At 32.0% G+C, this 24,883-nt stretch carries 21 protein-coding genes and 5 pseudogenes; 19 read left to right on the top strand and 7 right to left on the bottom strand.

Translation table 11 applies throughout. From position 1 onward, the window contains the following. Positions 1-375 precede the first annotated feature (375 nt). Positions 376-738 (bottom strand): hypothetical protein, encoded by a 363-nt coding sequence (locus tag MHB70_RS29340; RefSeq protein WP_061530191.1) that lies wholly within the window; start codon positions 736-738, stop codon positions 376-378. Positions 739-1,331: 593 nt separating this feature from the next. On the opposite strand from MHB70_RS29340, the pseudogene MHB70_RS29335 reads away from it, so the two are divergent. The 5 genes and pseudogenes from MHB70_RS29335 to manA form a co-directional block, all read left to right on the top strand. Next, positions 1,332-1,921: pseudogene (locus MHB70_RS29335) on the top strand (CPBP family intramembrane glutamic endopeptidase); the annotation flags it as partial. Positions 1,922-2,084: 163 nt separating this feature from the next. Then, a complete protein-coding gene (locus tag MHB70_RS29330; protein ID WP_061530190.1) occupies positions 2,085-2,534 on the top strand; it encodes an arginine repressor in 450 nt (149 codons plus the stop codon). 378 nt (positions 2,535-2,912) lie between these two features. Further along, complete coding sequence (locus MHB70_RS29325) at positions 2,913-4,859, top strand: BglG family transcription antiterminator (RefSeq protein WP_061530189.1); 1,947 nt, start codon at positions 2,913-2,915, stop codon at positions 4,857-4,859. Between the two features lie 150 nt (positions 4,860-5,009). Then, positions 5,010-6,965, top strand: a complete 1,956-nt coding sequence (locus tag MHB70_RS29320) for a fructose-specific PTS transporter subunit EIIC (RefSeq protein WP_061530188.1) — start codon at positions 5,010-5,012, stop codon at positions 6,963-6,965. Between the two features lie 17 nt (positions 6,966-6,982). After that, positions 6,983-7,927 (top strand): mannose-6-phosphate isomerase, class I, encoded by a 945-nt coding sequence (manA, locus tag MHB70_RS29315; RefSeq protein WP_061530187.1) that lies wholly within the window; start codon positions 6,983-6,985, stop codon positions 7,925-7,927. 438 nt (positions 7,928-8,365) lie between these two features. On the opposite strand, the gene MHB70_RS29310 is transcribed toward manA, so the two are convergent. Further along, on the bottom strand, positions 8,366-8,782 hold the full coding sequence (locus MHB70_RS29310) for a DUF1259 domain-containing protein (RefSeq protein ID WP_061530186.1): 417 nt from the start codon (positions 8,780-8,782) through the stop codon (positions 8,366-8,368). 606 nt (positions 8,783-9,388) lie between these two features. Here MHB70_RS29310 and MHB70_RS29305 point away from each other — a divergent pair. Then, positions 9,389-10,099, top strand: coding sequence for a DUF421 domain-containing protein (locus MHB70_RS29305; RefSeq protein WP_061530185.1), 711 nt, complete (start codon positions 9,389-9,391; stop codon positions 10,097-10,099). Positions 10,100-10,511: 412 nt separating this feature from the next. Here the strand turns inward: MHB70_RS29305 and MHB70_RS29300 are convergent, their stop codons facing one another. After that, a complete protein-coding gene (locus tag MHB70_RS29300; protein ID WP_061530184.1) occupies positions 10,512-11,531 on the bottom strand; it encodes an alpha/beta hydrolase in 1,020 nt (339 codons plus the stop codon). 463 nt (positions 11,532-11,994) lie between these two features. On the opposite strand from MHB70_RS29300, the pseudogene MHB70_RS29295 reads away from it, so the two are divergent. The 5 genes and pseudogenes from MHB70_RS29295 (at position 11,995) to MHB70_RS29275 (ending at position 14,992) form a co-directional block, all read left to right on the top strand. Beyond that, a pseudogene (locus MHB70_RS29295) lies at positions 11,995-12,634 on the top strand (acyl-ACP desaturase). A gap of 216 nt (positions 12,635-12,850) precedes the next feature. Then, on the top strand, positions 12,851-13,312 hold the full coding sequence (locus tag MHB70_RS29290; protein ID WP_175495705.1) for a CarD family transcriptional regulator: 462 nt from the start codon (positions 12,851-12,853) through the stop codon (positions 13,310-13,312). Between the two features lie 533 nt (positions 13,313-13,845). Then, complete coding sequence (locus MHB70_RS29285) at positions 13,846-13,992, top strand: BC1881 family protein (RefSeq protein WP_061530182.1); 147 nt, start codon at positions 13,846-13,848, stop codon at positions 13,990-13,992. 297 nt (positions 13,993-14,289) lie between these two features. Further along, on the top strand, positions 14,290-14,523 hold the full coding sequence (locus tag MHB70_RS29280; RefSeq protein ID WP_061530181.1) for a hypothetical protein: 234 nt from the start codon (positions 14,290-14,292) through the stop codon (positions 14,521-14,523). A 235-nt stretch (positions 14,524-14,758) separates the two neighbouring features. Next, positions 14,759-14,992, top strand: coding sequence for a YuzF family protein (locus tag MHB70_RS29275; RefSeq protein WP_061530180.1), 234 nt, complete (start codon positions 14,759-14,761; stop codon positions 14,990-14,992). Positions 14,993-15,059: 67 nt separating this feature from the next. On the opposite strand, the gene MHB70_RS29270 is transcribed toward MHB70_RS29275, so the two are convergent. Together MHB70_RS29270 and MHB70_RS29265 are read right to left on the bottom strand one after the other, a co-directional pair. Next, the gene (locus tag MHB70_RS29270) at positions 15,060-15,335 is read right to left on the bottom strand and encodes a hypothetical protein (RefSeq protein WP_061530179.1); all 276 of its coding nucleotides are present in this window, start codon (positions 15,333-15,335) and stop codon (positions 15,060-15,062) included. Between the two features lie 362 nt (positions 15,336-15,697). Continuing rightward, the gene (locus tag MHB70_RS29265; protein ID WP_061530178.1) at positions 15,698-16,918 is read right to left on the bottom strand and encodes an MFS transporter; all 1,221 of its coding nucleotides are present in this window, start codon (positions 16,916-16,918) and stop codon (positions 15,698-15,700) included. A 691-nt stretch (positions 16,919-17,609) separates the two neighbouring features. Here MHB70_RS29265 and MHB70_RS31235 point away from each other — a divergent pair. The 7 genes and pseudogenes from MHB70_RS31235 to MHB70_RS29230 form a co-directional block, all read left to right on the top strand. After that, positions 17,610-17,756: pseudogene (locus MHB70_RS31235) on the top strand (IS4 family transposase); the annotation flags it as partial. Beyond that, a pseudogene (locus tag MHB70_RS29255) lies at positions 17,755-17,910 on the top strand (IS4 family transposase); the annotation flags it as partial. The pseudogenes MHB70_RS31235 and MHB70_RS29255, both read left to right, overlap by 2 nt. Positions 17,911-18,557: 647 nt before the next feature. Next, the gene (locus MHB70_RS29250) at positions 18,558-18,752 is read left to right on the top strand and encodes a helix-turn-helix transcriptional regulator (protein WP_061530176.1); all 195 of its coding nucleotides are present in this window, start codon (positions 18,558-18,560) and stop codon (positions 18,750-18,752) included. Between the two features lie 13 nt (positions 18,753-18,765). Continuing rightward, positions 18,766-19,173: a hypothetical protein gene (locus MHB70_RS29245; RefSeq protein ID WP_098589647.1), complete on the top strand. Its 408-nt coding sequence runs from the start codon at positions 18,766-18,768 to the stop codon at positions 19,171-19,173. 618 nt (positions 19,174-19,791) lie between these two features. Then, positions 19,792-20,085, top strand: coding sequence for an ArsR/SmtB family transcription factor (locus MHB70_RS29240; protein ID WP_061530174.1), 294 nt, complete (start codon positions 19,792-19,794; stop codon positions 20,083-20,085). A 229-nt stretch (positions 20,086-20,314) separates the two neighbouring features. Next, entirely contained in the window at positions 20,315-20,593 is a 279-nt protein-coding gene (locus tag MHB70_RS29235; protein ID WP_061530173.1) for a hypothetical protein, read from the top strand. Between the two features lie 41 nt (positions 20,594-20,634). Further along, positions 20,635-20,778, top strand: a complete 144-nt coding sequence (locus tag MHB70_RS29230) for a hypothetical protein (RefSeq protein WP_179862822.1) — start codon at positions 20,635-20,637, stop codon at positions 20,776-20,778. Positions 20,779-21,621: 843 nt separating this feature from the next. Here MHB70_RS29230 and MHB70_RS29225 read toward each other — a convergent pair. Further along, positions 21,622-22,080, bottom strand: a complete 459-nt coding sequence (locus tag MHB70_RS29225; protein WP_061530172.1) for a hypothetical protein — start codon at positions 22,078-22,080, stop codon at positions 21,622-21,624. A gap of 319 nt (positions 22,081-22,399) precedes the next feature. Next, positions 22,400-23,497: pseudogene (locus tag MHB70_RS29220) on the bottom strand (IS4 family transposase); the annotation flags it as partial. A gap of 341 nt (positions 23,498-23,838) precedes the next feature. Between MHB70_RS29220 and MHB70_RS29215 the strand changes: the two are divergent. Next, positions 23,839-24,789, top strand: a complete 951-nt coding sequence (locus MHB70_RS29215; protein ID WP_061530171.1) for a nucleoside hydrolase — start codon at positions 23,839-23,841, stop codon at positions 24,787-24,789. Positions 24,790-24,883: the final 94 nt, after the last annotated feature.

Below are 24,883 nucleotides of genomic sequence, written 5' to 3'. Positions count from 1 at the left end.
AAACACATCCTATAAAACAGAATCGTCTATATATACCAGATTGTTAGTTCACAAAATACAAGAGATTTGAGATCAATATTAGAGTGACGCGACATCTTTTATAATTGCTAAAATGTTACGTCTTTCAAAAGAATCTGCTTTATAGAATGTATCCACAACTTATATTTTACTACATGTAATATTTTTATAGTGTAATTTTTTTTGAATATGTATAATTGCATAAAGTTAACAAGAAAAGAGAGATATTTTGGTATTGTAAAATAAAGATATAGCCCATCTACGGGAGTAGGTGGGCTATTTTATATTGGTGAGCTTGTTTAAGTTAAGTAATCTAGAATAGATACGGTGTATATGAGGAGGCTGGAAGTGTATTAATTATAGCGCCAAACTTTGTTCATATTTCTCTACATCTTCCATAGTCTTAAATATTAACACATCAAAAACTCCTTTTTCATTGCTGCATACAATAACAAACCCATCTGTTGCTTCCAGGACTTTACCAACGCCACCATCTGTAAGCGTAATACTGGTGAGATGTTTTACGTTCAGTTTTTCTTCTTTTCGAATATAAGTAGTTAGGGGTGTCCCTACAGGAAATACGCTTATGATATCTTCTGTTGTATATGTGCCATCTATTGATTGAGTTTGAGCTGTGATGGAATCAGTTTGAGTGGAACAACCTGTTGAGCATATTAAAAGAATTCCAGTAATAATACTTACACAAGTCTTTTTTACCATTCACAAAATCCTCCTATAGCTGTTCGTATTGTCAACCCATTTAGGATAACAAATTATATATACGAAGTTTGTTAGTTTATGTGAGTCGTAAACCAACAAAGATACAAATATTTTGGCAGAATGTGTTTCAAATAAAGAAAAGACACCCAAGAGTACCTTTCTTCGAATTGAACCATTTTAATTTGATTGTAGAAGCAATAATGGGATTTTATATATCAAATTGAAAATATATAGATTTTATTATATGATTAATTGTCTGTTATTTTTTAAAATTCATTTACTTATATTATTTTTTGAGAGCTCCAGAAATGGAGCCTTTTTTTATACAAAAAAGACACCCTAAGGTGCCTTCCTGCGATTTGAACCATCGTAATATGGTATTGGATGCCAATCCAAATATTATTTTATCACATTAAGTAATGTCGGTTATTGAGAAAAAAATTAATCTTTTGAGTGCTTTTTTACTATTCCACTTTTAATTGTATTTCTTTACCTGTCATACTGTAACTTTAGGAGATAATTTGCATAGTTTTTTAATGATAAATTGCAAGTAAGAAAGAGAAGTCTATACAATTATGGACTTCTCTTTCTGCTTGTCTACTCTAATGGTTATCCTTGTTGTAATGTTTCTGGGTATGGTGATATTAAATGGAGGGATACCTACTTTCCATGGCCTTACTTCTGAATTTTTTGTAACCTATCTCATCTCTTTTGTAGCCATTTTCTTTCTTGATGGATCTTTGCCTGAGGAAATCGGATGGCATGGTTTCTCTCTGCCTCGATGACAATTAAAGTTTGGATTGTTAAAATCTACATTACTACTTAGTGTTTTGTGGGATTTTTTGCATCTGTCACATTTTTTAACAGCTGCACAAAGTGGTGAACAGGGTTCTGACCTTTCTATCCTATATATTCATTTGCCAATTTTATTTTGCTGTGTTTGCCGATCTCAATGATTCTCACTGGGTTCTATAATAGTCATCAAGGTAACGTATTTATTATCTTGCTAGTTCTAGCCTGGTACAAACTCATTTCAACAATCCTATTTTAAAGAATTCGGATTTATTTGTAGTGTTAGGATTGGGTTTGGTTATTTATTCTTATTTTCACACAAGGCAAACTTGGATATAGACAAAATAAAAATGAAGTAGAGTTCAGTAACAATGAAAATATAAGTAAATAGAAACGAAAATCATAAAATGGGTTGATAGCAATGAGGTTAGACCCCTAAAGAGGCGTAAAGTACTCAAAACTATGAACGTTTCCGCAACATTCTCCTTTGTCTCTTTCGAATAAAATTTATAGCAAGATATAATAAAAGTATAACGATATAAGGGGCGTCTTTTATGAGAAAAGAGAAAAGACAAAGGCTAATTAAACAAGTGGTCAGAGAGCATGAAATAGATACACAAGAAAAGTTAGTAGAGCTGTTAGCAGAAAAAGGAGAAATAGTAACACAAGCTACTATTTCCCGAGATATTCGCGAATTAAATTTAATAAAGACAGTTTCTTCAAACGGTTTAACTATATACAAAAATCTTACAGGAGATAACATACAAGCTGATACGATGTTAAAGAAAAAGCTGGGAGAAGTTGTTGTAAAGATTGATTATATAAATCAATTAACCATTATTAAAACTTTACCGGGGAATGCACATGTTATAGGTGTGTTATTAGACTCTTTAGACTGGAAAGAAAAAGTAGGATGTATTTGTGGAAATGATACATGTCTTGTAATTTCAAAATCACAATCGGATAGAGAGATTCTAGAAGAGAGATTAAAATTAATTATGTAGATAAACAACTGTAAATACAGGGTTCTATTTTTGATTATCGCTCCCACTGCTAGTTTTAAGTAATAAAGCCGCTTTTCCGGAGCCTTGGTAATATATTAAACTTTTAATTAGGCTACTTTACTGTATATTGAAAGTAATTGTCTTCTTAGATACTTAAAATAGAAGCTTTATGAATACATAAAGCTTGCTCGTTTAAATCAGAAGCAATGCTGGAGTATAGAGAAAAATAATTTAATCTAAATAAGAATTTTTAACGTAAGGTAGCAAAAATTTGAAAGTGAGTACAAATAATCGAAAGTGCTAGTTATAAGAGAGGGTAAAAGTATCTTGTAAAGTAATGCATATAACATAGAAGTATATAAGAGATAGGTGAAATTTATGAATACAAGACAAAAAGAAATTTTATTTCTGCTATTATCTGAATCTAACGACTATTTATTAGTACAAGACCTTGCGGATCAGGTGAATTGCTCTGAAAAAACAATTCGTAATGACTTTAAAATAATCGAGGAGCACCTTGCGAATTATACAAGTGCGATTCTTGTTAGGAAACCGGGATTAGGTGTGTACTTAGAGATTGAGGAATATGAAAAGGTGGACTTGTTTAATAAACTTTATTGTATTAATAATCGTACAAAATATGAATCAGATGAAGAAAGAATTCTACAAATTGCTTACAACTTATTAATGAATGTAAAGGCAGTTACTGCACAGGATATGGCATCTCAACATTTTGTAAGTCGGACTACTATTAAAAAAGATCTAGATAGAATTGAAAAATGGTTGCATTATTTTGATTTAACTATTATTTCAAAACAGCGAGTTGGACTTATTATTGATGGAGATGAAAAGAAAAAAAGAAGAGCATTGGCTAGACTATCAGATTTGATTCGTAATTCAGATCTTACGAATCAATTTATTAAAGAACAATTTCAATATCATGAGGTTGAATTTGTTACGAACGAATTGAAAGCGTTGCAAAAACGAAATGCATTATTTTTTACAGATGATACATTTGAAAGTTTATTAGTGCATACGTTGCTTATGGTACGAAGAATGAAACTTAAGCAACCTATTTTAAATGCTGAAAAGGAAATTAAAATACTGAAAGAAACAAAAGAATATATATGGACATTGGAATTTTTAAAACAGTTGGAATGTGTTTTTTCTGTGCATTTTACTGAGGAAGAAGTTACGTATTTAACAGCTCATATATTAGGTGGGAAAATTCGTTATCAAGATAAACCAATGCAGGGCAGCACACTTACTGAAAGTAATCCAATTCTTTCTATGGTTATACAGCAATTAGTTAAACGTATGTCGCAGTTGTATGAAATTGATTTCAGTAAAGACGATATTTTAATAGAAGGGTTAACTATTCATTTATATACCGCATTGAATCGTTTAAACTATGATCTTCCTGTTTCAAATCCAATGTTACACGATATAAAAAGAATGTATCCCTATGTGTTTAATGTATTGATACAAGTATTAGAAGAAATTAACAAATCTCTAACTATATATATTCCAGAAGAAGAAGCGGCTTATCTTACTCTACACTTTGAAGCATCTGTTGAACGTTTAGATTACCAGGGAAAATCTAAAAATGTAATTATTGTTTGTCATATGGGAATTGGCATGTCGCAGTTGTTACGTACAAAAATTGAGCGTAAATTTCGCCATATTCATGTGATGGACTGTATATCAAAAGCTGATTTACAAAGTTATATGATGAAGCATCGTGATGTGGATCTCGTTATTTCAACTACTACTCTTTCAAGTTTAAACATTCCTCATATAGTAGTATCCCCATTATTAGAGGGGCCGGAAGAAAAGAAGCTAGGGGAATTTATACAAAATTGTGATGAGCCAAGTTATAAAGAACCAAAAGACTTTGTTATGCTCAATTATACATCTCCATTTTTAGTGTTTTTACAACAGGATATACAGCACCCATATGAGCTAATTGAAAAGTTAGCGTATGCTTTGCATAGTAAGGGTTATGTAGATAAACAGTATGCAGAAAATGCAATCATAAGAGAAAAAATGTCAGCGACAACGATTGGGGCAGGGATCGCAATTCCTCATGGAAATCCAAAATTTATTCAAGAGTCAGTAATAGCAATTGCTACATTAAAGGAGCCAATTAATTGGGGAGCAGAGAAGGTATCACTTGTATTTATGCTAGCAGTTAAAAGTGATGGACAAGAGGTAACGAAACAGTTGTTTCAAGAACTATCCTTTATAAGTGAGCAACCATCCTTTATTCAAAAGCTTATGAAAGAAACAAACGTAATGAAATTTTTGTCCCTTTTACATAATTAACCGAAAAGTGGAGGATCAAATAACCCGTTGTTTGCTTGGATAAAAGTTTTATTTTTCCGGAAGTTACGGTAAAAAATGAAACTTTTGACGTCGTAATATTGATTTATAGTAAGTGTAGGCGCTTAGTAAAAAGTGTGAGGAGGATTAAGAATGAAATTGTTAGCGGTTACATCGTGTCCGAATGGGATTGCCCATACTTATATGGCAGCTGAAAATTTGCAAAAAACAGCGGATAAATTAGGAGTCCAAATGAAAATTGAAACCCAAGGTGGAATAGGGGTAGAAAATGAGTTGACTGAACAAGATATTCGCGAAGCAGACGGCATTATTATAGCCGCAGATAGAGTCGTAAATAAAGATAGATTTGTAGGAAAAAAATTGTTGGTTGTTGGAGTACAAGATGGTATTCGTAAACCAGGAGAATTAATTCAGAAAGTAATCAGTGGGAATGTACCTATTTATCATTCACAGTCAAAAATAGTACAAAGTAACCAACAGGAAAGAAAGCAAAATCCGATATATCGTCATTTAATGAATGGTGTATCTTTTATGGTCCCATTTATCGTAGTCGGGGGATTATTAATAGCAATTGCGTTAACACTTGGGGGAGAAAAAACACCTGGGGGTTTAGTGATTCCGGAGGGTTCTTTCTGGAAAACCATTGAACAAATTGGTGGTGCATCATTTACGTTCATGGTTCCAATACTGGCTGGATATATTGCATATAGTATAGCGGATAAACCTGGACTTGTTCCTGGTATGATTGGTGGATATATTGCAGCAACAGGAAGCTTTTATGGAAGTGAAAGTGGTGCTGGTTTTCTTGGTGGAATTATCGCTGGTTTCTTAGCTGGTTACATAGCGTTAGGAATCAAAAAATTAAAAGTTCCAAAAGCAATTCAACCAATTATGCCGATTATTATTATTCCGGTATTTACTTCTCTTATTGTAGGTTTAGCATTTGTATTTATTATTGGTTCCCCTGTCGCACAAGTTTTCGTATCATTAACAGCTTGGTTAGCGGGTATGCAAGGGTCAAGTTCAATCCTCTTAGCATTAATTTTAGGGGCAATGATTTCATTTGATATGGGTGGTCCGGTTAATAAAGTAGCATTCTTATTTGGTTCAGCAATGATTGGAGAAGGAAACTATGAAATTATGGGTCCAATTGCTGCGGCAATATGTATCCCACCAATTGGAATGGGACTGGCTACTTTCATAGGTAAGGGGAAATTTCAAGATTCAGAGAGAGAAATGGGTAAAGCATCATTTACAATGGGGTTATTCGGTATTACGGAAGGTGCAATTCCCTTTGCAGCACAAGATCCACTTCGTGTTATTCCAAGTATAATGGCGGGTTCAATGGCAGGTGCGGCAATTGCTATGATCGGTCATGTAGGAGACAGAGTGGCACATGGTGGCCCGATTGTGGCTGTATTAGGGGCAGTAGATAATGTATTTATGTTTTTTGTGGCTGTAATAGTAGGTTCTACTGTGACAGCTGTTTTAGTGAATATATTGAAAAAAGACGTTTCAAAGATAGAAAAACAAGAAATTGAACAAAAAAAAGAAGTATCAACAACAAAAGAAGTGCAACAAATGGAGCAAGAAGCACAAAGCAAAAGCGCAATAGTAGAGAAGATGAAAATTAAAAAGCTAACAGATATTACAAATTTAGAATTAATTGAAACGGATTTAAAAGGAGAAACACGAGATGACATCATTGATGAGATGATTCAAAAATTAAAGCATGTAGATGCATTGCACTCAGTGACAGAATTTAAACAAGCTATTATGAACCGTGAGCAAGAAAGTACTACAGGAATTGGTATAAACATTGCGATTCCGCATGGAAAATCAGATGCTGTTAGGAAACCGAGCGTGGTATTTGGAATTAAACGATCAGGAGTAGATTGGAAGAGCCTTGATGGAACTGAAGCGAAATTAATATTTATGATTGCCGTACCAAAAGAAAATGAGGGAAATCAACATTTAAAAATCCTTCAAATGCTTTCTCGAAGACTAATGGATAACAGTTATAGAGAGCGGTTATTATCCGTCCAAACAAAAGAAGAAGCATACAAGCTATTAGGTGAAATTATATAGAACGGAGGATTATAATCATGACGGAACCATTATTTTTTGCACCTGTTTTTAAAGAAAGAATTTGGGGTGGAACACATTTAACTTCTTTTGGATATGAGATTCCATCAAATCAAACTGGAGAGTGTTGGGCTTTTGCTGCACATCAACATGGAGAAAGTATTGTTAAGAACGGAAAGTATAAAGGACTATCCTTGGGTGAATTGTGGGAAAATCATCGAGATTTATTTGGAAATATGGAGGGGAAACATTTCCCTCTTCTTACAAAAATTTTGGATGCCAATCAAGACCTATCTGTTCAAGTTCATCCCAACGATGAGTATGCTAGCGTGCATGAGAATGGAGAACTAGGAAAAACAGAGTGTTGGTATGTAATCGATTCCACAAAAGACGCAGAGATTATTTATGGGCATCATGCGAAAACAAAAGAAGAATTTATGTCTATGATTGAACAAAAAGAGTGGAACCAACTGTTACATCGTGTGAAGGTGAAACCTGGAGATTTCTTCTATGTGCCGAGTGGAACTGTTCATGCAATTGGTAAAGGGATTTTAGTATTAGAAACACAACAAAACTCTGATACAACCTATAGATTGTATGATTATGATAGAAGAGATTCAAAAGGAAATTTACGTGATCTTCATCTTGAAAAGAGCATTGATGTAATAGAAACTCCATTTATATCAAATCAGTTAATGGTTAAACATGAAAAAGTAGATGATTTGAATATAACTAATTTTATCAAATGTCCATATTTTTCAGTGGCAAAATGGGAGTTAGATGGATTATCTAGTTTGGAACAACAAAAAGCATTCCTACTTGTTAGTGTAATACAGGGTGAAGGTGAGTTAATTAAAGAAGGTGAGCACTATTTCTTTAAAAAAGGTGATCACTTTATATTACCTAATTACTTCGGAAGATACGATTTGGTAGGTAATTCTATATGTATTGTTTCAAGCACATAATACATTTTATAATTTATATATATTATAAAAATTATCGTGTGAACAGAAATTAACCAGTTCCGGATTTTAAGGAGCTGGTTAATTTCTGTGAAGAGTATTGGTTTTATAATCTTTTTTATTACCTGTAAGAGATGACCATACATGTCCATCAACTTAATATTTTGAAATACCCCCAAAACGAAAAAATAAGCGATTTTGTTACAAGCTAGCACAAAAATACGTTTTTGGGTTACTAAAAAATTTTAGCTTAATAACTATGTGGCGAGTGGCTACCTCCAGTATTTCGGAACCTCTCACGCTAAGTAAAAAATACAATAAGCCGCAATTCAATGTATCTAGAAATTTATATAAACGCTTTCAAGATTGCTTAACTGGAGGGCTTTTTTTTATTCTCGTGATTCTCGATATAGAAAATCAATATAGAGGATCTACTTAACATTAGCTCCCGTTATCAGTAATTGGAGAACTACTTAAAACCGAAAAGGAATTAGCCAATTTTTTTGCAAAACTCAATGGTGGTTCAACAGATTGGATATGAATATACATAATCAATGGTTTCATATATAACCAATGATTATGTAAGGCGCTAACAATAATCCCTTGTTGAACAATTGATTGCATAAATAAAGGGATTTCTTCTTGTAAAATAGCGATTTCTCCAAAGTTCAACGCATTGCCATTTTGATCTAACGATTCAAAAGATATTCCAACCGGTATCACTGAGGTGCTTGGTCGTCCTTGAACAAACACTTTAATATTACGACGCAAGGAGACAGAACAAACCCCCTGATTTATGTTGCTTTTTCCATTAAGAATTTTAGCAAATTGTTCACAAAGGAAATTAAGGTTGTTCATAAATCTGATGCCCCTTTCTTATCAGATAAAAGTTACTTCATAAGTATTAATACTCGTCCATTAGCTTTTATATAAGTAATTTAAGAAACTCTTATTTAGATAATAAGAAAACAATGCACATCATATTCTCTTCTCATTTAATTTAAAAACACCAAAATATATTTTAGGGAGCTCTTAATATATTAATACCTGTCTGTACATGATTGTTTTTCCTCAAAGAAATCACCAGTTTAAAAAGTTATGATTTTCTGGATAGGTGAGGGTGATACAGGATTTTGTAGGTAGAAAACATATTCCGGTAATTCAAATTAGTTCATATTTATCTAGTTAATACTCTTTAAGGGAATCCAATCTCTTTTTGATAATTCATATTTTATTCGATTTCAAAAATGTACTCTGTATCAAAACATTCAAAAATATTATATTTCTTCTTACATTCATGTCTCTTTTTATGTCTTGAGAAACTTGGTAACAGAACCTAGATTAATTCATCTACATGAACTATTTAATGCTATTGAACATAATAAATTCTTTTACAATGATACATAATATCCGTATATAAATTATTATAATACGAACATGCAATCCCAAAAGGAGGCGCTACTTGTGTCTGAACATATAGAGATTATTTTGAGAACACTGTTATCTTTCTCGATTTTATTTATCGGAGCTAAAATATTAGGAAAGCAAATTATCGCGGAAATGAATACCTTTGATTTTATTGGTGCTATCTCTATCGGAAGTATTATTGCAAATTTAGCATTTAATTTAAATGTAAAAACTCATCATGCAGTTATAGCTTTTCTTATTTTAGTATTTGTCATTTTAATGGTTAGCTATATATCCATGAAAAGTCGGATAGGTAGAAAGGTATTTGCTGGAAATCCAACAGTCATTATGGAAAACGGAAAAATTTTAGAAAATAATATGCGGAAAATGCGCTATTCTCTAGATTATTTAAACCAACAATTAAGAGAGAATGGTATTTTTAACATTGAAGAAGTTCTTTATGTCGTAGTTGAAACAAATGGTAAAATATCTGTTTTGAAAAAACCTGAATATCGTACTGTTACAAAACAAGATTTAAATATACCAACAAAAAAAGAGTGTAAACTCCCCATCGAGCTAATTATGGATGGAGAAATTATGACAGAAAACCTAAGGCAAAACAATCAGACGGAGTTAGAATTAAAATGTGAGCTAAAAAAACGTAACCTTAGCTACAAAGATGTTACGTATGCTGTACTTGCAGCAAATGGGAACATTTATATTGACACATATAAAGATAATATTACTTCTCCAATGGACCAAGAATAGGCTATTTCTTAAAAACACAGGTGAACATATATTAGCCTATCTCAAAGTAATAAAATCTCTCCATAACAAAAATTCTATTCAGTATTGACTACTGATAATGAAGTTTATGTAAATATATAAAGGTAACAGAAATAATGATTAAACAAATATATAAGGCACCGATACATCGTTATAAAACTAAGGTTTTTCACTAACCATAAAGTCAAATAGATGTCATCCTTTTTAGTCTAGCTTGTTTAGGAAGAATAACGTTTTTTTGGTACTTAGGCGTATTAAGATCACTTATGTTGATGGATGTGAGGTAGCGCCACATGCTCAGCAACTTAAGCTTACATAATTCTAATTTCAAGGTAAGCTTTTTCTTAGGATCCCCCAAAAAGCACATTTTGTTTTAATAGAAATTTTAAACGTATTATTTAGTTTTTCTTAAAAATTCCAGAACTTTGTTGAAGGTTTTTAAACCTGCTTGGGTATTCATTTTGAATTGAAATTCATGTGCTAACTCACCCGAAACATCTTTATCAAAGAAAAGACTATCTACAGACACTCCTTTACTTTGTAAAGCAGAAGCCAATGCTTTACCTTGATCTTCAAATGATCCAGTGTTCCCATCTGTGATAAATGCTGGTGGATATTTTTTTGTAACATGATTTAAAATTGAAGCTATTTTTACTTCTAATGCCCCTTCCCAATTTTTTCTACCCAAATAAGCCCAACCAACGGTACGCATGAAATCTTGTATTTCTTTAGTTGATTCTATCTTAGCTAATTTAGGCATATTATATGGACCGCAAAATAGCAGTACACCTTTTATTGTAGAAGGGTCAACAATAGCGTCAATTTTTAATAATTTTGCATACTCTTTAGATGTCTGAATATTAACGAATTGACCAGATATTTGTGCTCCAGCAGAATCTCCTGCAAAATAAACACGATTCAGATTTAAGTCATATTTCTTTGCATTTTCATTTATGTATTTATAGGCCTCACCTAGTTGGAGTACTGGTGTAGGATATTTTCTTTTAGGAGCAAGAGCATAGTTTATATTCACCACTATATAACCACGAGCAGCTAAGCTTACCGCATACCCAGTAATATCTGATTTATCTCCCCCCACAAATCCACCGCCATGCACCCAAAAAATAATAGGAGTTTTTTCTGTATGATTTTTCGGATAGATGAGATCTAATTTACCATCCGAGAATTTAGAATTATAATTGATATCCTTATCAATTATTGTTTCGTTTAGAGCATGGTCATAATCAGCTGGCGGAACAAACGTCCCACCTTCAAATGCTTTCTTAATCAAAAATGCTTTTGGATATGGTGAAAGGTTCCAATAACTAATTCCTGCAAGAGCCAATACAAAAACTATCATGAGAGTTATAAGCATTCTTTTTTTCCATATTCCTTTAGGTTTTGTTATTTTCATTATAAATTTATCTCCGTTACTTATTTGGTTAATATTTTGAATTACCTCTTAATTAAAAAAGTATAACAAATTTTTCAAAAGCTAAAATAGAACACTATTTAATATATATATTATGGATTAAAACGTGATATAAAATTCTTTTTGAAGGATTAATGAGTTTAAATGAGGAGAATACATAGAGTGAAATAAATAATTTAGAAGAGTCCATCACATCACTATTATGGTACCTCCACATCGCCATCAACCTAAGAAAACAGGTCACCCCCAAAAACTGGATCTTGATGGGAATGGGGCGGTACCCATTTTAATAAAAATATCCTATAAAAATATAGCGCTCTTAAACAATTTTGTTACAAATTTGTTTTGTTTGACTTGAAAAAAGTAAAGTAATATTTATTTGTAGAAAATTTTTAAGCATAAAAATTGGATGAATATCCATGGCAAGAAAAAGGGGGGCACTTATTTGCTAACCAATGATTTAGATTTCCGATTAGAGTCACGTTTAAAAGAACTGTATGAACAACATAAAATAAGAGCGCAGAAGATAGACTGGGGTTATATAAAAGAATACATGAATTAAGAAAGTCAGCCGTTGAGGGTGGATTAGAGCCTGATTTTCATACACCAATCGAAGCCATGAAGTATACGACGCTACAAGAACTTGCAACGATGGTGTTTTACAATAATGTAGCTAGGTTTCAAGTAAGCATGATCCAGATCTTGCTATATTATTACGCCGCCTTGTAAAAGATGAGACTCTTCATTATGCGTTTTATCGAGATATCATTCCAACACATTTGGAATTGGATCCTAATTATTGCTATCATATTGCCAATGTGATTAAGAATTTTAAAATAATAGGTGCCGTCATGCATGATTTTGAAAATAGAATGGCTGTAATTGCAAAAGAAGCGAATTATGGACCACTAAAATATTTTGATCAAGTACTTGATGTAGTGGTTGATGATTGGTGGATAAAAGTTTTACGACTAATTGCGCCTTTAGCTGAAAAAGCAAGAATTGAGATTTTGGAATACCACACAAGATTGAAAATAGTACGGGATCGAGTTGGTCGTTTTCAAGGGAAAACTGATCTACGTTAATGAGTATAAATTTCAGAATATAAGCGGAGAAATTCCCCTGCCCTATATGGGAATTTTGACACAATCGCTATTGTTTTGGGGGTGTTTTTTACTTAATTTAATTTTTGTTAAAAAATTGTTGACGATAAAAAAGATTTTATGATATTATGAAATATTTGATAAAAAATTACATGTATGTTATGGTTAAGAAGGTTACCATATATGGAGGTGGATTGTATGTTTCAAATTGGCGATAACATTGTTTATCCAATGCACGGAGCAGGTATAATTGAAGCCATAGAAGAAAAAGAATTCTCAGGAAAAAAACAACAGTATTATGTTATAAAAATGTCAATCAGTAATATGCAAGTCATGATTCCTATGGGTAAAATACTAAGTTCGAGTATACGCCCAGTTACTGATATACTTGCATTAAAACACATTATACACATTTTTCAGCATGGAGAATCAGATAAATCATTGCCTTGGAAACAAAGGTATAAAGTGAACACGGACAAAATAAAAACGGGTGAAATACAAGAAGGTGCTGAAGTTGTACGTGATTTAATGCGTATGAAGAAAGAAAAGGCACTGAATACAAGCGAAAAAAAAATGTTGGATGACGCACATGAATTTTTAATTAGTGAACTAGGATTAATTAAAGGGATCACTGAAAATCAAATAAAAAGTTTCTGTTAAGATTCATTATAGATAATGTATTTAATCCCTCGAAAATATCCTGAATTTTTCGAGAATATGATGATTATTATAAGTAAATCATTTCAAAGACATTCAACTTCTTCAACTCACTTTTAGAGTAGGAACCTCTTTTGTTATTACTTCAATCTTATCCATTTTTATTTTTAAATTTCTTTTACGAACGTTCAAAGTTTCATCAAATAAATCGATTAAATAGTCACTTGATTTTTGCAATCCTGATTTGCACTGGCACGGACAAGGATCCGTAAGGATGAAAGAGAGGTAGGACTTTCATTGTTTTAGGTAATATATTATCTAAGTCATTATTTCTCAATCTCACCGCTATCTCTTTAAGAGTTTCTTACATCTACTGAGACAGTGAATATTAATTGTTTATCTTCTTTACGTAAAATTGATAAACGAACTGGTAACATCATATGGTCAACTACAAAAAATGGTTTCCAAACCAGGAAACCATTTTTAATCTTATTTACATAACAATAGTAAATAAAGCAGTAAGAAGGAGTGCACACATGAAAAAAATGTTAACAAAAGAATTAAGTAATGAATTAAAGAAGCGAGAAAGGATTGTTTCTATTACAATTGAGCCTTATGAAAAAATCGAAGTTGGTGGAATTCGTGTAGATGGACCAGCTGTGATTCTAATTAATCAAGAATAGCTAATAATAGTTAAATGGACGAAGAAAAGGATTAGCCTTTACCGGAAAGGAAGATCCTTTTTGTTTGCTATGGCTAATAACAGGATATACACATATTCCATCTGATGTGATGGGGTTCAAAGGAAGGAGAGGGTCGAGATTATCATAGTGGAAAGCTTAATATTGGTAGGATTTCTTTTTATTTTATATACATTAGTTGATCAAAAACAAACTAAGTATTTGAAACGATAGATTGTTTTCTTTTTAAGAGCGGGATTTATCTTATGGTGAAACAGATAATTTAAAGGAGGAATTTAGATGGATGCAAGGAAAGTACGCATAAAATACGAGAAGATGTCAAAGAATTATAATTGTATTTATTTAGTTTCGTTTATGCTATTAATTGTACTAGTTTGTAGTAGTGTGATTATCATAGGGGCTACAGGAGGAAAATATGGAGTGTTTTTATTGTTAGCAATTTTACTTAACGCACGTATTACGAAAGAATCTCAAAAAAAGTATGAGCAGTATGCTAACAAAGGGCGTATTTAAAATGACACATATCTTGAAAAGAACAACCTAAATATACATTCAAAATATCTCTATATCATTACCTATTAACTAACAAAAGTAACCGTATATAAAAAAATTAGTAATCTAGGAATAGAAAGCGTACCTTATTAAAATATTATTTTTGTTCCTATAATGAATTATCCTTTTAGCATATTTATAAGATTTACATCATAAATTAAGAGAAAGAATGTAAGTTAGAAAGGAGTTTTATAGATTGAGTTATTTGGAGGGAAATGACTTGAGTGAACAAAATATGGTAAGTGTACCTAATCCCTACGTATATCGGACATTACAATCGGTAATTGGTAAACATGTGGTTATTGAAACTGTAAGAGGTAATATAAGAGGAAAGTTAAAGGATGTGAAACCAGATCATTTGCTAATTGAAGATACGGTACCGTATATTGTACGAATTCAACAAATTGTATGGATTATGCCAAAACAATGATTAAATTACATCTAATTTGATTTATAACAAATTGGTTTCATAGACGTTCAAATAAAAACACAGGGTTTTATTTCTGTGTTTCTTCAAATTTTCTTTTTTGGATATATGCTTGAGCATGGATAATTTCTTTCTGAAGTTCTTTTAATTCTCCTGTAGATCCTGATTCAATCCTCATGTACGTAGTAACTAGACTTATCATCATATCCATCTTCTCTACTATATTTTGAATGACCTGTTCAGATTGCTCTTTTTTAGGATGTTGTATTGCTATCAAAGCATTTTCTATATAATTGTTCTTTCTTTGCTGGATATCATAAATAAACTGTTTTGTGTTTGGGCTCATTTGTTATTCCTCCGTTGTTGGATATACTTCTATTCTATCATATTTGAATGGAAAATATTAGATTCCCCTAAATTTACACCTGTCTCGTACATCCCCTCAAATATACAACCTAATCTCTTAACGTACAGGGAACTAACCGGAATGTGTCAATTTTGTGTCTAAACGTATAATTTTCTTTTTTAATATGGTGACCCCATGCCCATCAACTTAAGATTTTTAGGTACCCCCAAAACGAAAATTCCACATGAACATCCATAATTGCATCTCTTTTTTCATCTAATTTGAAAATAACCTTTATATTTTTAAAAACCATCAACACCAGTTCAAATTATATGAATGAAATTCGTACATCCTACTTTATATCACACTTTTTCAATCAAATTAAATTTCCCTTTAATTACTTGGGAAAGCCATATCAATCCGCAGAGCATGGATATTACGCCACCAATTGCTCCCACAACAGGGATACTGTATTTTTCGAAGGCATATCCACTTCCAAAATAGGAGACTTGCATGACACCCATATAGGTTGAGTTGTACAATGCAAAAACTCTCCCACGAATCTCATCAGCCGTACCTAATTGCACAAAATAATTACTTAAAGGAATAATGATTCCACCACAAACTCTCATTAAAAATAAGAATAAACCTCCAAAATAAAACACTGTGGATTGCGTTAACAATACAAATAACAATGATTGAACAACATAACTTATTCCGAACATAATTAATGAACACCTGAAATTGTTTTTTATAAATGCTTTTACAAAGTAAGTCCCTAACAAGATACCCAATCCATCTATGGCATATAATGCCCCAATGCCTACAGCACCTAAATGGTAAACATTATTACCTAAAAAAGGAATTAAAATATAATATCCGCCACCAACTAACCCCCATGTCAATCCGATTAAGATAACATAGCGAATTAGGGTGTTCTGATTTGTTTCTACTAGCCCTTCTTTCAGTAACTGAATATAAGATTGTTTTTGTGTATCAAGCTTTTTATTTTCCTTATACTTTATCTTATACACGTAAAAGGCTGACCAAAGAAATGATAAGGAGTTTACAAGAAAACAAGTTATCGGACTAAACACTGTGGATACAATTCCACCTAAAACCGCTCCAATAATATTGACTATCGCATCTGTACTGGACATAAAAGCGTTTGCCTCAGGTAAATCCTTACGATTAACAATTAGAGGCAACAATGCTTGTTTTGTCGGATTAAATAAAACACTTATCACACCAAATATAAAAGAGTTAACATACAAAATATGTACATCATTATAAATAATAGCTAATATAAAACTTAAAACAAGTAAGGCTCTAATGATATCAGTAGCTATCAAAATTACCTTTTTGGGCCACTTATCAACAAGGGGACTTAAGATTGGTCCTAAAAATACATAGGGTAACGAGCGACAAAGTAACAAGGTACCTACTGCTGTAGGAGAATTGGTCAACATTAATACTGTTTGTGTTATAGCTACCTGATTGAACCAATCCCCTAAAGTACTTCCCGATTGAGCAAACCAAATATAACGGAAATTTAGATTTTTTTTCAATAATCCCTGATTCATAATTTTTTACCCACACCCTTACTTTCTCTTAGATATATAACTTGTAACTTTCCCACTGGATTTAGAGTTCCCTCTTCAATATAATCATGTGATATGATTTCAAGTATATTCCCATCACCATCTTTAAAATATAACGATCTACTTTGTTTAGTATTATGAATGATATAATCTCCATTTCTATTTTTTAAAATTTGTATAACGATTGAAGTAACCAAGGAACAATATTTTGAAAAAGAGACATTGGAACTTGTAAAACAAAATGGCTGGTGTGATTGGTTCTAACACCTCTCGAAAACTAATTGTTGTATAAGGGGTTATTGGGAATTGAACAAATGATTTAGTCTCACTTTTTATTGGAAAACATAGTATACCTCGATAGACCTGCTTTACCCCCTCTAAAGAAAGTGTCTATAATTCTAAATCTAAAATATGTGTAATTATTGTAATGTACCTCCATGTTCTGTATATCTATTTACCATTATATAGAATTTAAAATATAACAAATCAAACTGAGGTAGCAAATTCAAATGAAAATTCTACTACTTTTGTAGGGGGTTCTCGATGGTTCTGGTGTAAAAATGTTAGTTAGGGGTATCGTCTCCTCACCATCAAGTTAAGATAAATTTGTATCCATATAGCGAAAAAATCGCTATTCTTTTTGTAGAAATATGCAGAAAGGATGGCAGTTTTTATGAATCTTTCGATTCAAGATGAACTCCAATTATTTGTTGAGGAATTATATCAATATTTTACTCCTTCATTTTTAGAAAATCTTGCTAGAGAGTTAGATCTTGTTCAACGAAAGCGCAAATTTTCAGGACATGACTTAGCCACTATCCACCCGAGAAATAACAAAGATTTTAATCCGCCTGTTCCATCTTCTACAGAAGAATGGACGAAAATCTCACAGATATGAGAAGAAGACTGTCTTTGATATTATGGGTGTTGTCTATGAATATAATGGATTGAGAAAACAAAAGAAAATTGCATAATTAAAAAAGTGAAACCCGTTAGGGTTTATTTGGTATGCGCATTTTTAAGAATATACTGCTATTTTAAGAATGTTTTAACCTGGTTGAACAAAAGTTCAGTCTGGTTACACTCTTAAGTTGATGGTCATGTATGGTGCCCCCTAATTAGGGAGGCTCAAACCGAGAACGGGACAATGTTTTATCTTGTGAATGAAATGTACCATTGACCAAAGAATATCTCGATATGATACAAGCCAGAGCTAAACATCAGGCTTCCCCTAATACCATCCGAACATACTGTAATTATTAATAATACTTTATAGTGTATTAAAAAATTAAGAAATTGATCATCTTAGACTTAGATGGAAGGCCTTATATTCTAACTAACTGCAAATTATAGCTCAAGAACCCATATAGATTTTATGAAATCGTAGAGATGTTTGATTATGAATATGTTGAGGAGGGCCTTAAAGTTACTACTGTAAACACAATCCTAGACAGAGTTAGTTCTTCAAGTAAAGAGCGGTATTCATAAAAAAGTTAATTCAGAGTAGCTACTTTGTATGAACCTTTTTTATCCCATAAACATGTAAAGTAAGCTTTACATGTTTATGGGATAGTTGTATTATATGTGTAAAGTTAACTTTACATATCGAAAGGAGGTTATTATGAAAAATCAAATTCCAGAGTTACGAAAAAAGTTTGGTTATACTCAGCAAGCAATGGCTGAGCAGTTAAATGTTTCACGTCAGACAATTATTTCACTTGAAAGCGGAAGATATAATCCATCCATCATGCTGGCGTATCAAATAGCAAAATTATTTGGAAAAACAATCGAAGAAGTATTTATTTTTGAAGAATAAGGGAGAGATAAAAATGCAAAATGTAAAAAGTAGAATGATATGGTATGTGACACTCTTATTTATAGGAATTAGTTTGTATATATCAGCTGAGTCTTTTGAAGTGATAGATAGCTTTTGGAGTGGGATGGGGATTGTTTTTGTCATTATTTCGATTATACGTTTAGTTCAGATTGGGCGTTTTAAGAACGATGCCGAGTATGCAAAAAAATTGACGGTAAAACATAATGATGAGCGTAATCACTATGTTGCGAATAGAGCTCGCTCTCATACCTTTTATTATTCTATTCTTGTGGAGGGAGTCACAATTATTTTATTCAATGTTATGGATATGTCTGAGATTGCACAAATAATAGGAATGGTTTTATGTGGTCAAATAATTATTTACTGGATTACATATTTCCTCCTTGAATCTAAATATTGATTTAAAAGAACATTTAGATTATAAACAACTACAAAGAACAATACTACATACGAATTTTAGTATTGTTCTTAGTTTTTTACCTCAAAATTAAACAAAGTTATTATCTTTATACATCTGAAATGAAACACCTTTATTCTCTCTGTATACTACAACCATTTTTCAATGTCTATTTATAGGTATATATATTTAACGTTCCGGGTAAAGTTATGGTTTAAATTGTGGCAGATGTATGCTGCAACTCACATTTATAGCAAGACGTGAAATTAATAATTAATTTTACGGTGTAAGAATGCAATTATATGTAATAGAATTGTAGAATATTCCTTCTATTGTGCTCGAGCCCCACCCATTAGTAAATATGAGAACCTTATATTATTATTCATAATTATGAAACATTAGATGTCAGATTTACATTTATATAGTTACACATTAGAATATACAAAAATCACGTAAACTCCAAATGAACTTCACACTCGAATAGAAAATTCGTTATATAATAACTATAGAATTTATTAATGCTACATTAATTTTTATCTATTAAAATATAAAATATAAAATTTTGATACGGGATACTAGGAGAAATAACTTCTCATAAGAAAATAATAAAGGAGAATAACTATGACAAGCACTGTACTGGAATCAAAAAAAGCTAATATTACGGAAGAAGATGTTGAAATTTTAAAAATAATGGCGCATCCAATTCGTTTACGTATTGTAAACGAGCTAAGCAAACATAATACTTTTAATGTTTCGCAGCTAACAAAAATTTTAGAGATACCCCAATCATCCGTTTCACAACATTTATCGAAAATGAAGGGTAAAGTACTAAAAGCTGAACGTAAAGGCTTAGAAATTTATTATTCCATTCGTAACAACAAAGCAACTCAAATTGTCGGCATACTTGGATATTAAGCCATATATACAATTGCGTAAAGATAGAGTAGTACCTGAAAAAGGGTGCTACTCTTTTTGGACTCTATAAACACAACATGACAAATGTTACTTTTCCATAAAAGAACAAGAACAAACTAGGGCTTATGTTTTCCTACATCGAATTTAAACGTAGATGTCATTCAAAATAGATGCCAGACACCTGGATGTACATAGCTAAAAGCAACTCATCAAACGCTGGAGGGATACAATGTCTTATAAAACCATTCATACCGATTTTCGAAATGACTATACAAATGCTCGAGATGCCTTGTTAAATGAAGGAATCGTTGAAATTGGCCATGTCCAATATGAAAGACAAAAAGGACTAATCATACGTCCTGCCTTCGAAATAGAAGGAGAAATTTATTTTTTCTCGGGAATGAAAGCAGCGGGAGATACGATATACAGTGTAAAATTATGCCCTTTTAATGATCTAAAAGAGGCGGATTACATTCCACTAGAAGAAAAATCTTGTATAAATGTGTAAATGAGAGAGATATAGCTATCAGCTAGGAAGAGGAGGGAGAGATGGATCAAGATGAGCGGTATTATATTTTACAAGAACGTGTAAGTTTGCAAACATACTTAGACTCCTTAAACCCGAACGTTTCTGACAACTACAACAAAGAACGAAATATGAACGAGCTGCAAAATCAAAGCCTCAGTCGATAACATAAACCTAGTCTTGGTAAAATACTACCTAATCAGTATTCAGAAGGGAAGTAGCATGTATCTTGGTGTAATGACCTCAAAAGAATATCGAAAAGTATTAGATACGAAGGTGCAAGCTCAGGTGACGATACTTAAACTACACTTTATATCAATTTAATTTGGCATACATACGAAATACAATGTGAAATACTTGTACAAATATCAAAATTTCATCTCATATCTCAAAACTCAAGAATACTTTTTGTTTTGAGATATGAGACTTTTTTTAAATAGATTAATAGAATTGTAGATCCTAGCCTGGTGCATAGATAACTCTCGTGTTAAACGAAACATTATTAGGCAAAACATACTGTATTAACTCATATAATATGTAATATCTATTTGGGATCAGTACTGTTATATTTTCGTCTCAATAACATAACAGTACTTTTGAATTTGAGACGAAAAAAATTAATTTCTAATGACTACCTATAATAAAGATTATGTTAACTAGTAAAAAGTAAGTAAATAAAATGAACTGTTTATTCGGGATTTTTCAGAGACATACCTTTCCCTCCTTTTGCTCCTTTACAATAAAAACTCATGCTATATTTAAATTGATTAAAATTTGAAAGTTCACTAGTTTGGAACATTTAATTGTATTCAACTATGCTAAAATAGTAGATGTAAGCGGTCAACCTTTCAGTGAATGCGTAACGGATTGTGTTTCAATTTAGTGTTTGAGCTTCATTACCCAAAAAGAGCCCTTACTAAAGTAAGTGGCTTTTTTTGGGTAATGAAAAAACAGATTATTCTACTTAAAAAACAAATAAAAGAACCTAACCAAAATTGATTAAATTCTTTTTATTTTAATTTCTCGTATTCTTTTTCCATTTCTCTTTTATATTGATGGTATAAATAATCTTTTTCTGTTATTTCACCAGTCTCAACCAAAAGACGTTTCATCTTTAAAAAAGCTTCTTCACCATAAAGTACTTTTCGGGCATCATCACATGATTTCCCATTAACGCCTTGCCAAAAAGCATATGGATTGTTACAATTACTAATCATTTCTCGAGCCTTATCCTTATCATATTCGATCGAATACTCTTTATAGCTTTTATACCCTTTAATTAAAAAAGGGCTCATACAAATAAATATAGTGAATAATATCAAACTTTTTCTTGTGAATATTATTTTGTAGTATGGATACAAAAGCTCTTTAATCATACGAATTAAACTTAATGTGGAATAATCTAGCTCAATTGAAAATTTACGTTTGAACTTTGCAAAACGACTTTCTTTATATCTCCTATACCTCATATAAACTCCTCTAAAGATTCTTTTAATTTACATAACCATATTATATCATTCTAATAATTAATTAAAATACTGTATCGAAATAATTCGTAACTTTATCTATTAAAAATCCTTTTTGTTACGCTAGAAATCTTTTTATATCAAGTTTTCTTTTTCTTAGCGTGGGTTTTATGTTAGTACGTTGGCTGTACCCCATGCCTATCAAGCTAAGCTTATATAAGTTTAATTTTATGTGAGATTTTTTCTTTTTTCTAAAGAGCTAGTGTAAGTTCTTTAAAGATTTACATATCAAATAAACCCTATTGGATTTCAGTTTTTTTGATTACGCTACATGATTGTGAGACATAGAAAAGTTATATACGACGCCTAAGATATCAAAGACTGTTTTCTTCTCATACCTATGGGATTTTCGTCCGTTTTTCTGTAAGAGATTAAACAGCCGAGACAATATCTTTGTTAATTCTTGGGTGTCTTTTTGTAGAGATTGATAAATAAGTGGAAAATAATCTTTTATCATATAAATCGCTTTATATTCGCTTAATTCTCGTTTCTTCTTGATGAGGAGTAATTGGCGCATTTGAAACATAGTGGAGGAACAAAGAAAGATGCTAATTAATTGTCCGTATAAGTGACATTCTAGTCGTTCTAATTTTACAGAATTACAATGATGAATACGAAAGAATGATTTCCATGTTTTAAAGATAAGTTCAACTTGCCATCGTAAGGAGTAAAAATCGTATACTTGTTCCTTTGGTAGATATTCCAAAGGAATATTTGTAATGTAAAAGTTAATTGCACTAAGTCGCTTACTGCGTTCTTTATAGGTAATTTGCTTCTTATGTTCTTTAGATGCTAAATCCTTTTGTCTACGTTTCATTTGCGTTTCAGTTAATTTGTACAGAATTAGTCTTGCAGGAAGTTTTTGATACATTCCAATATAAATCTCAGGAATTTCATATGTTTCACCTGACTGTAATTGGTCAATGAATTGCTCCATATCTAGTTGGATGTATTCAGATTGCTTTTTTATTGTTCCATTTTGAAAGTATTCAGGTTCTCTATTCTTCTGATATATACGAGTATTGAGCTTTAATCGTGAAATAAAATAAGCACCACACTCGTCTATCGTATGTAGATCTCTTAAATCGAAATATCCTAGATCACGTATACATACATCGTGCGGTTGAAGAGACGTTAAGCAAGTAGAACCATAAATTTTATCATTTTGCTTTCCCGAACCTACATGAACATGTAAAAATTGATCACTAAGCAAATCGTACTCTAATTGAATTTTCACACCAGCACTATGACCACTACCTCCTGAACCTTGATATGTAGAAGCAAATTTATCTGGAACCTGAAAATGTGTAGAATACAATACACGAATACTACGAAAATAGTTTGTATACAAAGTTGGAATCTAGTTGTTTCTCAAACCGGAAAAAATGAGCTCAATCCTCATAAATAACCGTAAAATATTCGCTTTGGGGTGCACTTCAAAAGATTAGCTTGATGGGCATGTGGCGGTACCCCACATCCATCAACTTAAGGTATATTTTTATACAAAATGCGGTCTTTCCATATTTCTAATCCCCCTTATGTATTTTACGATTGAACATAATATCAAATTTAGATGAGTAAAGCTACTTCAAATGAATAGAATCCACTCTTTAGGAATACATAAAATATATACGTACAAGTTTAGTCTAATCACTACATCATTAGTGAAAGTAGGATTCTATAAATTTTGGAGGAAGACATATGCAAAAAAAGGTTCTCCTGTTTACAGATTTGGGAATTGATGATGCATTTGCTATGCTGTACACTTTTTTTCGTAAAGATATTCAACTTGTAGGGATTGTAGCCGATTATGGAAATGTATCAAGAGAAAATGTAATAAGAAATATTAACTATTTGAAGTACATAGCTGGAAAAAAAGAGATACCTGTATTCCTTGGTGCTTCTGTACCGTTGACAGGTATATTGGTTCACTATTTCCCTGAGGTACATGGGAAAGTTGGATTAGGACCTATCATTCCCCCTGAAATTTCTTATCCAGTTTATCCTTTAAATGATATTTATCAAATTATACATTCAAATTTAGAAGACCTTACAATTATCAATTTGGGAAGACTTTCTTCGCTAGCTACGACCTTTGTATTGAATTTAGAAACAATGCGCAACGTAAGAGAATGCATTTGCATGGGCGGAGCTTTTTTCTATCCAGGTAACGTGACTGCCGTGGCTGAAGCTAACTTTTACGCAGATCCTTATGCAGCAAATTTAATTCTGCAGCATGCGAAGAACTTAACAATTATCCCATTAAATGTAACTCAACATGCGATTGTTACACCCGAAATGGTCCAGCAAATCGATGCATTTCATCGGAATACACAGGATCTTGCAGGACTCATCATCAAACCTATGTTAGACTATTATTATAATTTCTACTCCAAATCGAATCCTGGTATAAGCGGAAGCCCTATGCATGATTTTGTAACAGTGTGGTATTTGCTGAATCAAGAGGCTGTTAGCCTTTCAAGAGTACCCATTAAAGTTATTCCTGATCAAGGAGAAGGATTTGGTCAAAGCATTGCAGACTTTCGTTTTGTGACTAACCCAGGATATAAAACACATAATGTAGCTTTTCAGTTTGATTATGAAAGATTTCAGAAGGATATTATGGAAACATTCTTAAAGAAGAGAGTGTAACATACTTTATTAACTTCAAATGATACAGACCATGTGAATGAAAAGTCACTTCACTTAACGTACAGGAATTCGACTTTTTTAGGTTGAAATTCGC

The organism is Bacillus sp. FSL M7-1020 (assembly GCF_038050415.1).
GTDB classification, from domain to species: Bacteria; Bacillota; Bacilli; order Bacillales; family Bacillaceae_G; genus Bacillus_A; species Bacillus_A toyonensis.
Note: the sequence above shows the minus strand (reverse complement) of the source record. Positions and strands in the feature narration are given on the sequence as shown.

Bases quoted from the DNA above. Each gene is read 5' to 3' on its own strand.
- MHB70_RS29300 (WP_061530184.1), bottom strand. From the start codon at position 11,531: ATGAAAATAACAAAACCTAAAGGAATATGGAAAAAAAGAATGCTTATA.
- MHB70_RS29250 (WP_061530176.1), top strand. From the start codon at position 18,558: ATGAAAAATCAAATTCCAGAGTTACGAAAAAAGTTTGGTTATACTCAG.
- MHB70_RS29235 (WP_061530173.1), top strand. From the start codon at position 20,315: ATGTCTTATAAAACCATTCATACCGATTTTCGAAATGACTATACAAAT.
- MHB70_RS29325 (WP_061530189.1), top strand. From the start codon at position 2,913: ATGAATACAAGACAAAAAGAAATTTTATTTCTGCTATTATCTGAATCT.
- MHB70_RS29310 (WP_061530186.1), bottom strand. From the start codon at position 8,782: ATGAACAACCTTAATTTCCTTTGTGAACAATTTGCTAAAATTCTTAAT.
- MHB70_RS29280 (WP_061530181.1), top strand. From the start codon at position 14,290: ATGGATGCAAGGAAAGTACGCATAAAATACGAGAAGATGTCAAAGAAT.
- MHB70_RS29225 (WP_061530172.1), bottom strand. From the start codon at position 22,080: ATGAGGTATAGGAGATATAAAGAAAGTCGTTTTGCAAAGTTCAAACGT.
- MHB70_RS29330 (WP_061530190.1), top strand. From the start codon at position 2,085: ATGAGAAAAGAGAAAAGACAAAGGCTAATTAAACAAGTGGTCAGAGAG.
- MHB70_RS29285 (WP_061530182.1), top strand. From the start codon at position 13,846: ATGAAAAAAATGTTAACAAAAGAATTAAGTAATGAATTAAAGAAGCGA.
- MHB70_RS29340 (WP_061530191.1), bottom strand. From the start codon at position 738: ATGGTAAAAAAGACTTGTGTAAGTATTATTACTGGAATTCTTTTAATA.
- MHB70_RS29265 (WP_061530178.1), bottom strand. From the start codon at position 16,918: ATGAATCAGGGATTATTGAAAAAAAATCTAAATTTCCGTTATATTTGG.
- MHB70_RS29230 (WP_179862822.1), top strand. From the start codon at position 20,635: ATGGATCAAGATGAGCGGTATTATATTTTACAAGAACGTGTAAGTTTG.
- manA (WP_061530187.1), top strand. From the start codon at position 6,983: ATGACGGAACCATTATTTTTTGCACCTGTTTTTAAAGAAAGAATTTGG.
- MHB70_RS29240 (WP_061530174.1), top strand. From the start codon at position 19,792: ATGACAAGCACTGTACTGGAATCAAAAAAAGCTAATATTACGGAAGAA.
- MHB70_RS29290 (WP_175495705.1), top strand. From the start codon at position 12,851: ATGTTTCAAATTGGCGATAACATTGTTTATCCAATGCACGGAGCAGGT.
- MHB70_RS29245 (WP_098589647.1), top strand. From the start codon at position 18,766: ATGCAAAATGTAAAAAGTAGAATGATATGGTATGTGACACTCTTATTT.
- MHB70_RS29215 (WP_061530171.1), top strand. From the start codon at position 23,839: ATGCAAAAAAAGGTTCTCCTGTTTACAGATTTGGGAATTGATGATGCA.
- MHB70_RS29320 (WP_061530188.1), top strand. From the start codon at position 5,010: ATGAAATTGTTAGCGGTTACATCGTGTCCGAATGGGATTGCCCATACT.
- MHB70_RS29270 (WP_061530179.1), bottom strand. From the start codon at position 15,335: ATGAGCCCAAACACAAAACAGTTTATTTATGATATCCAGCAAAGAAAG.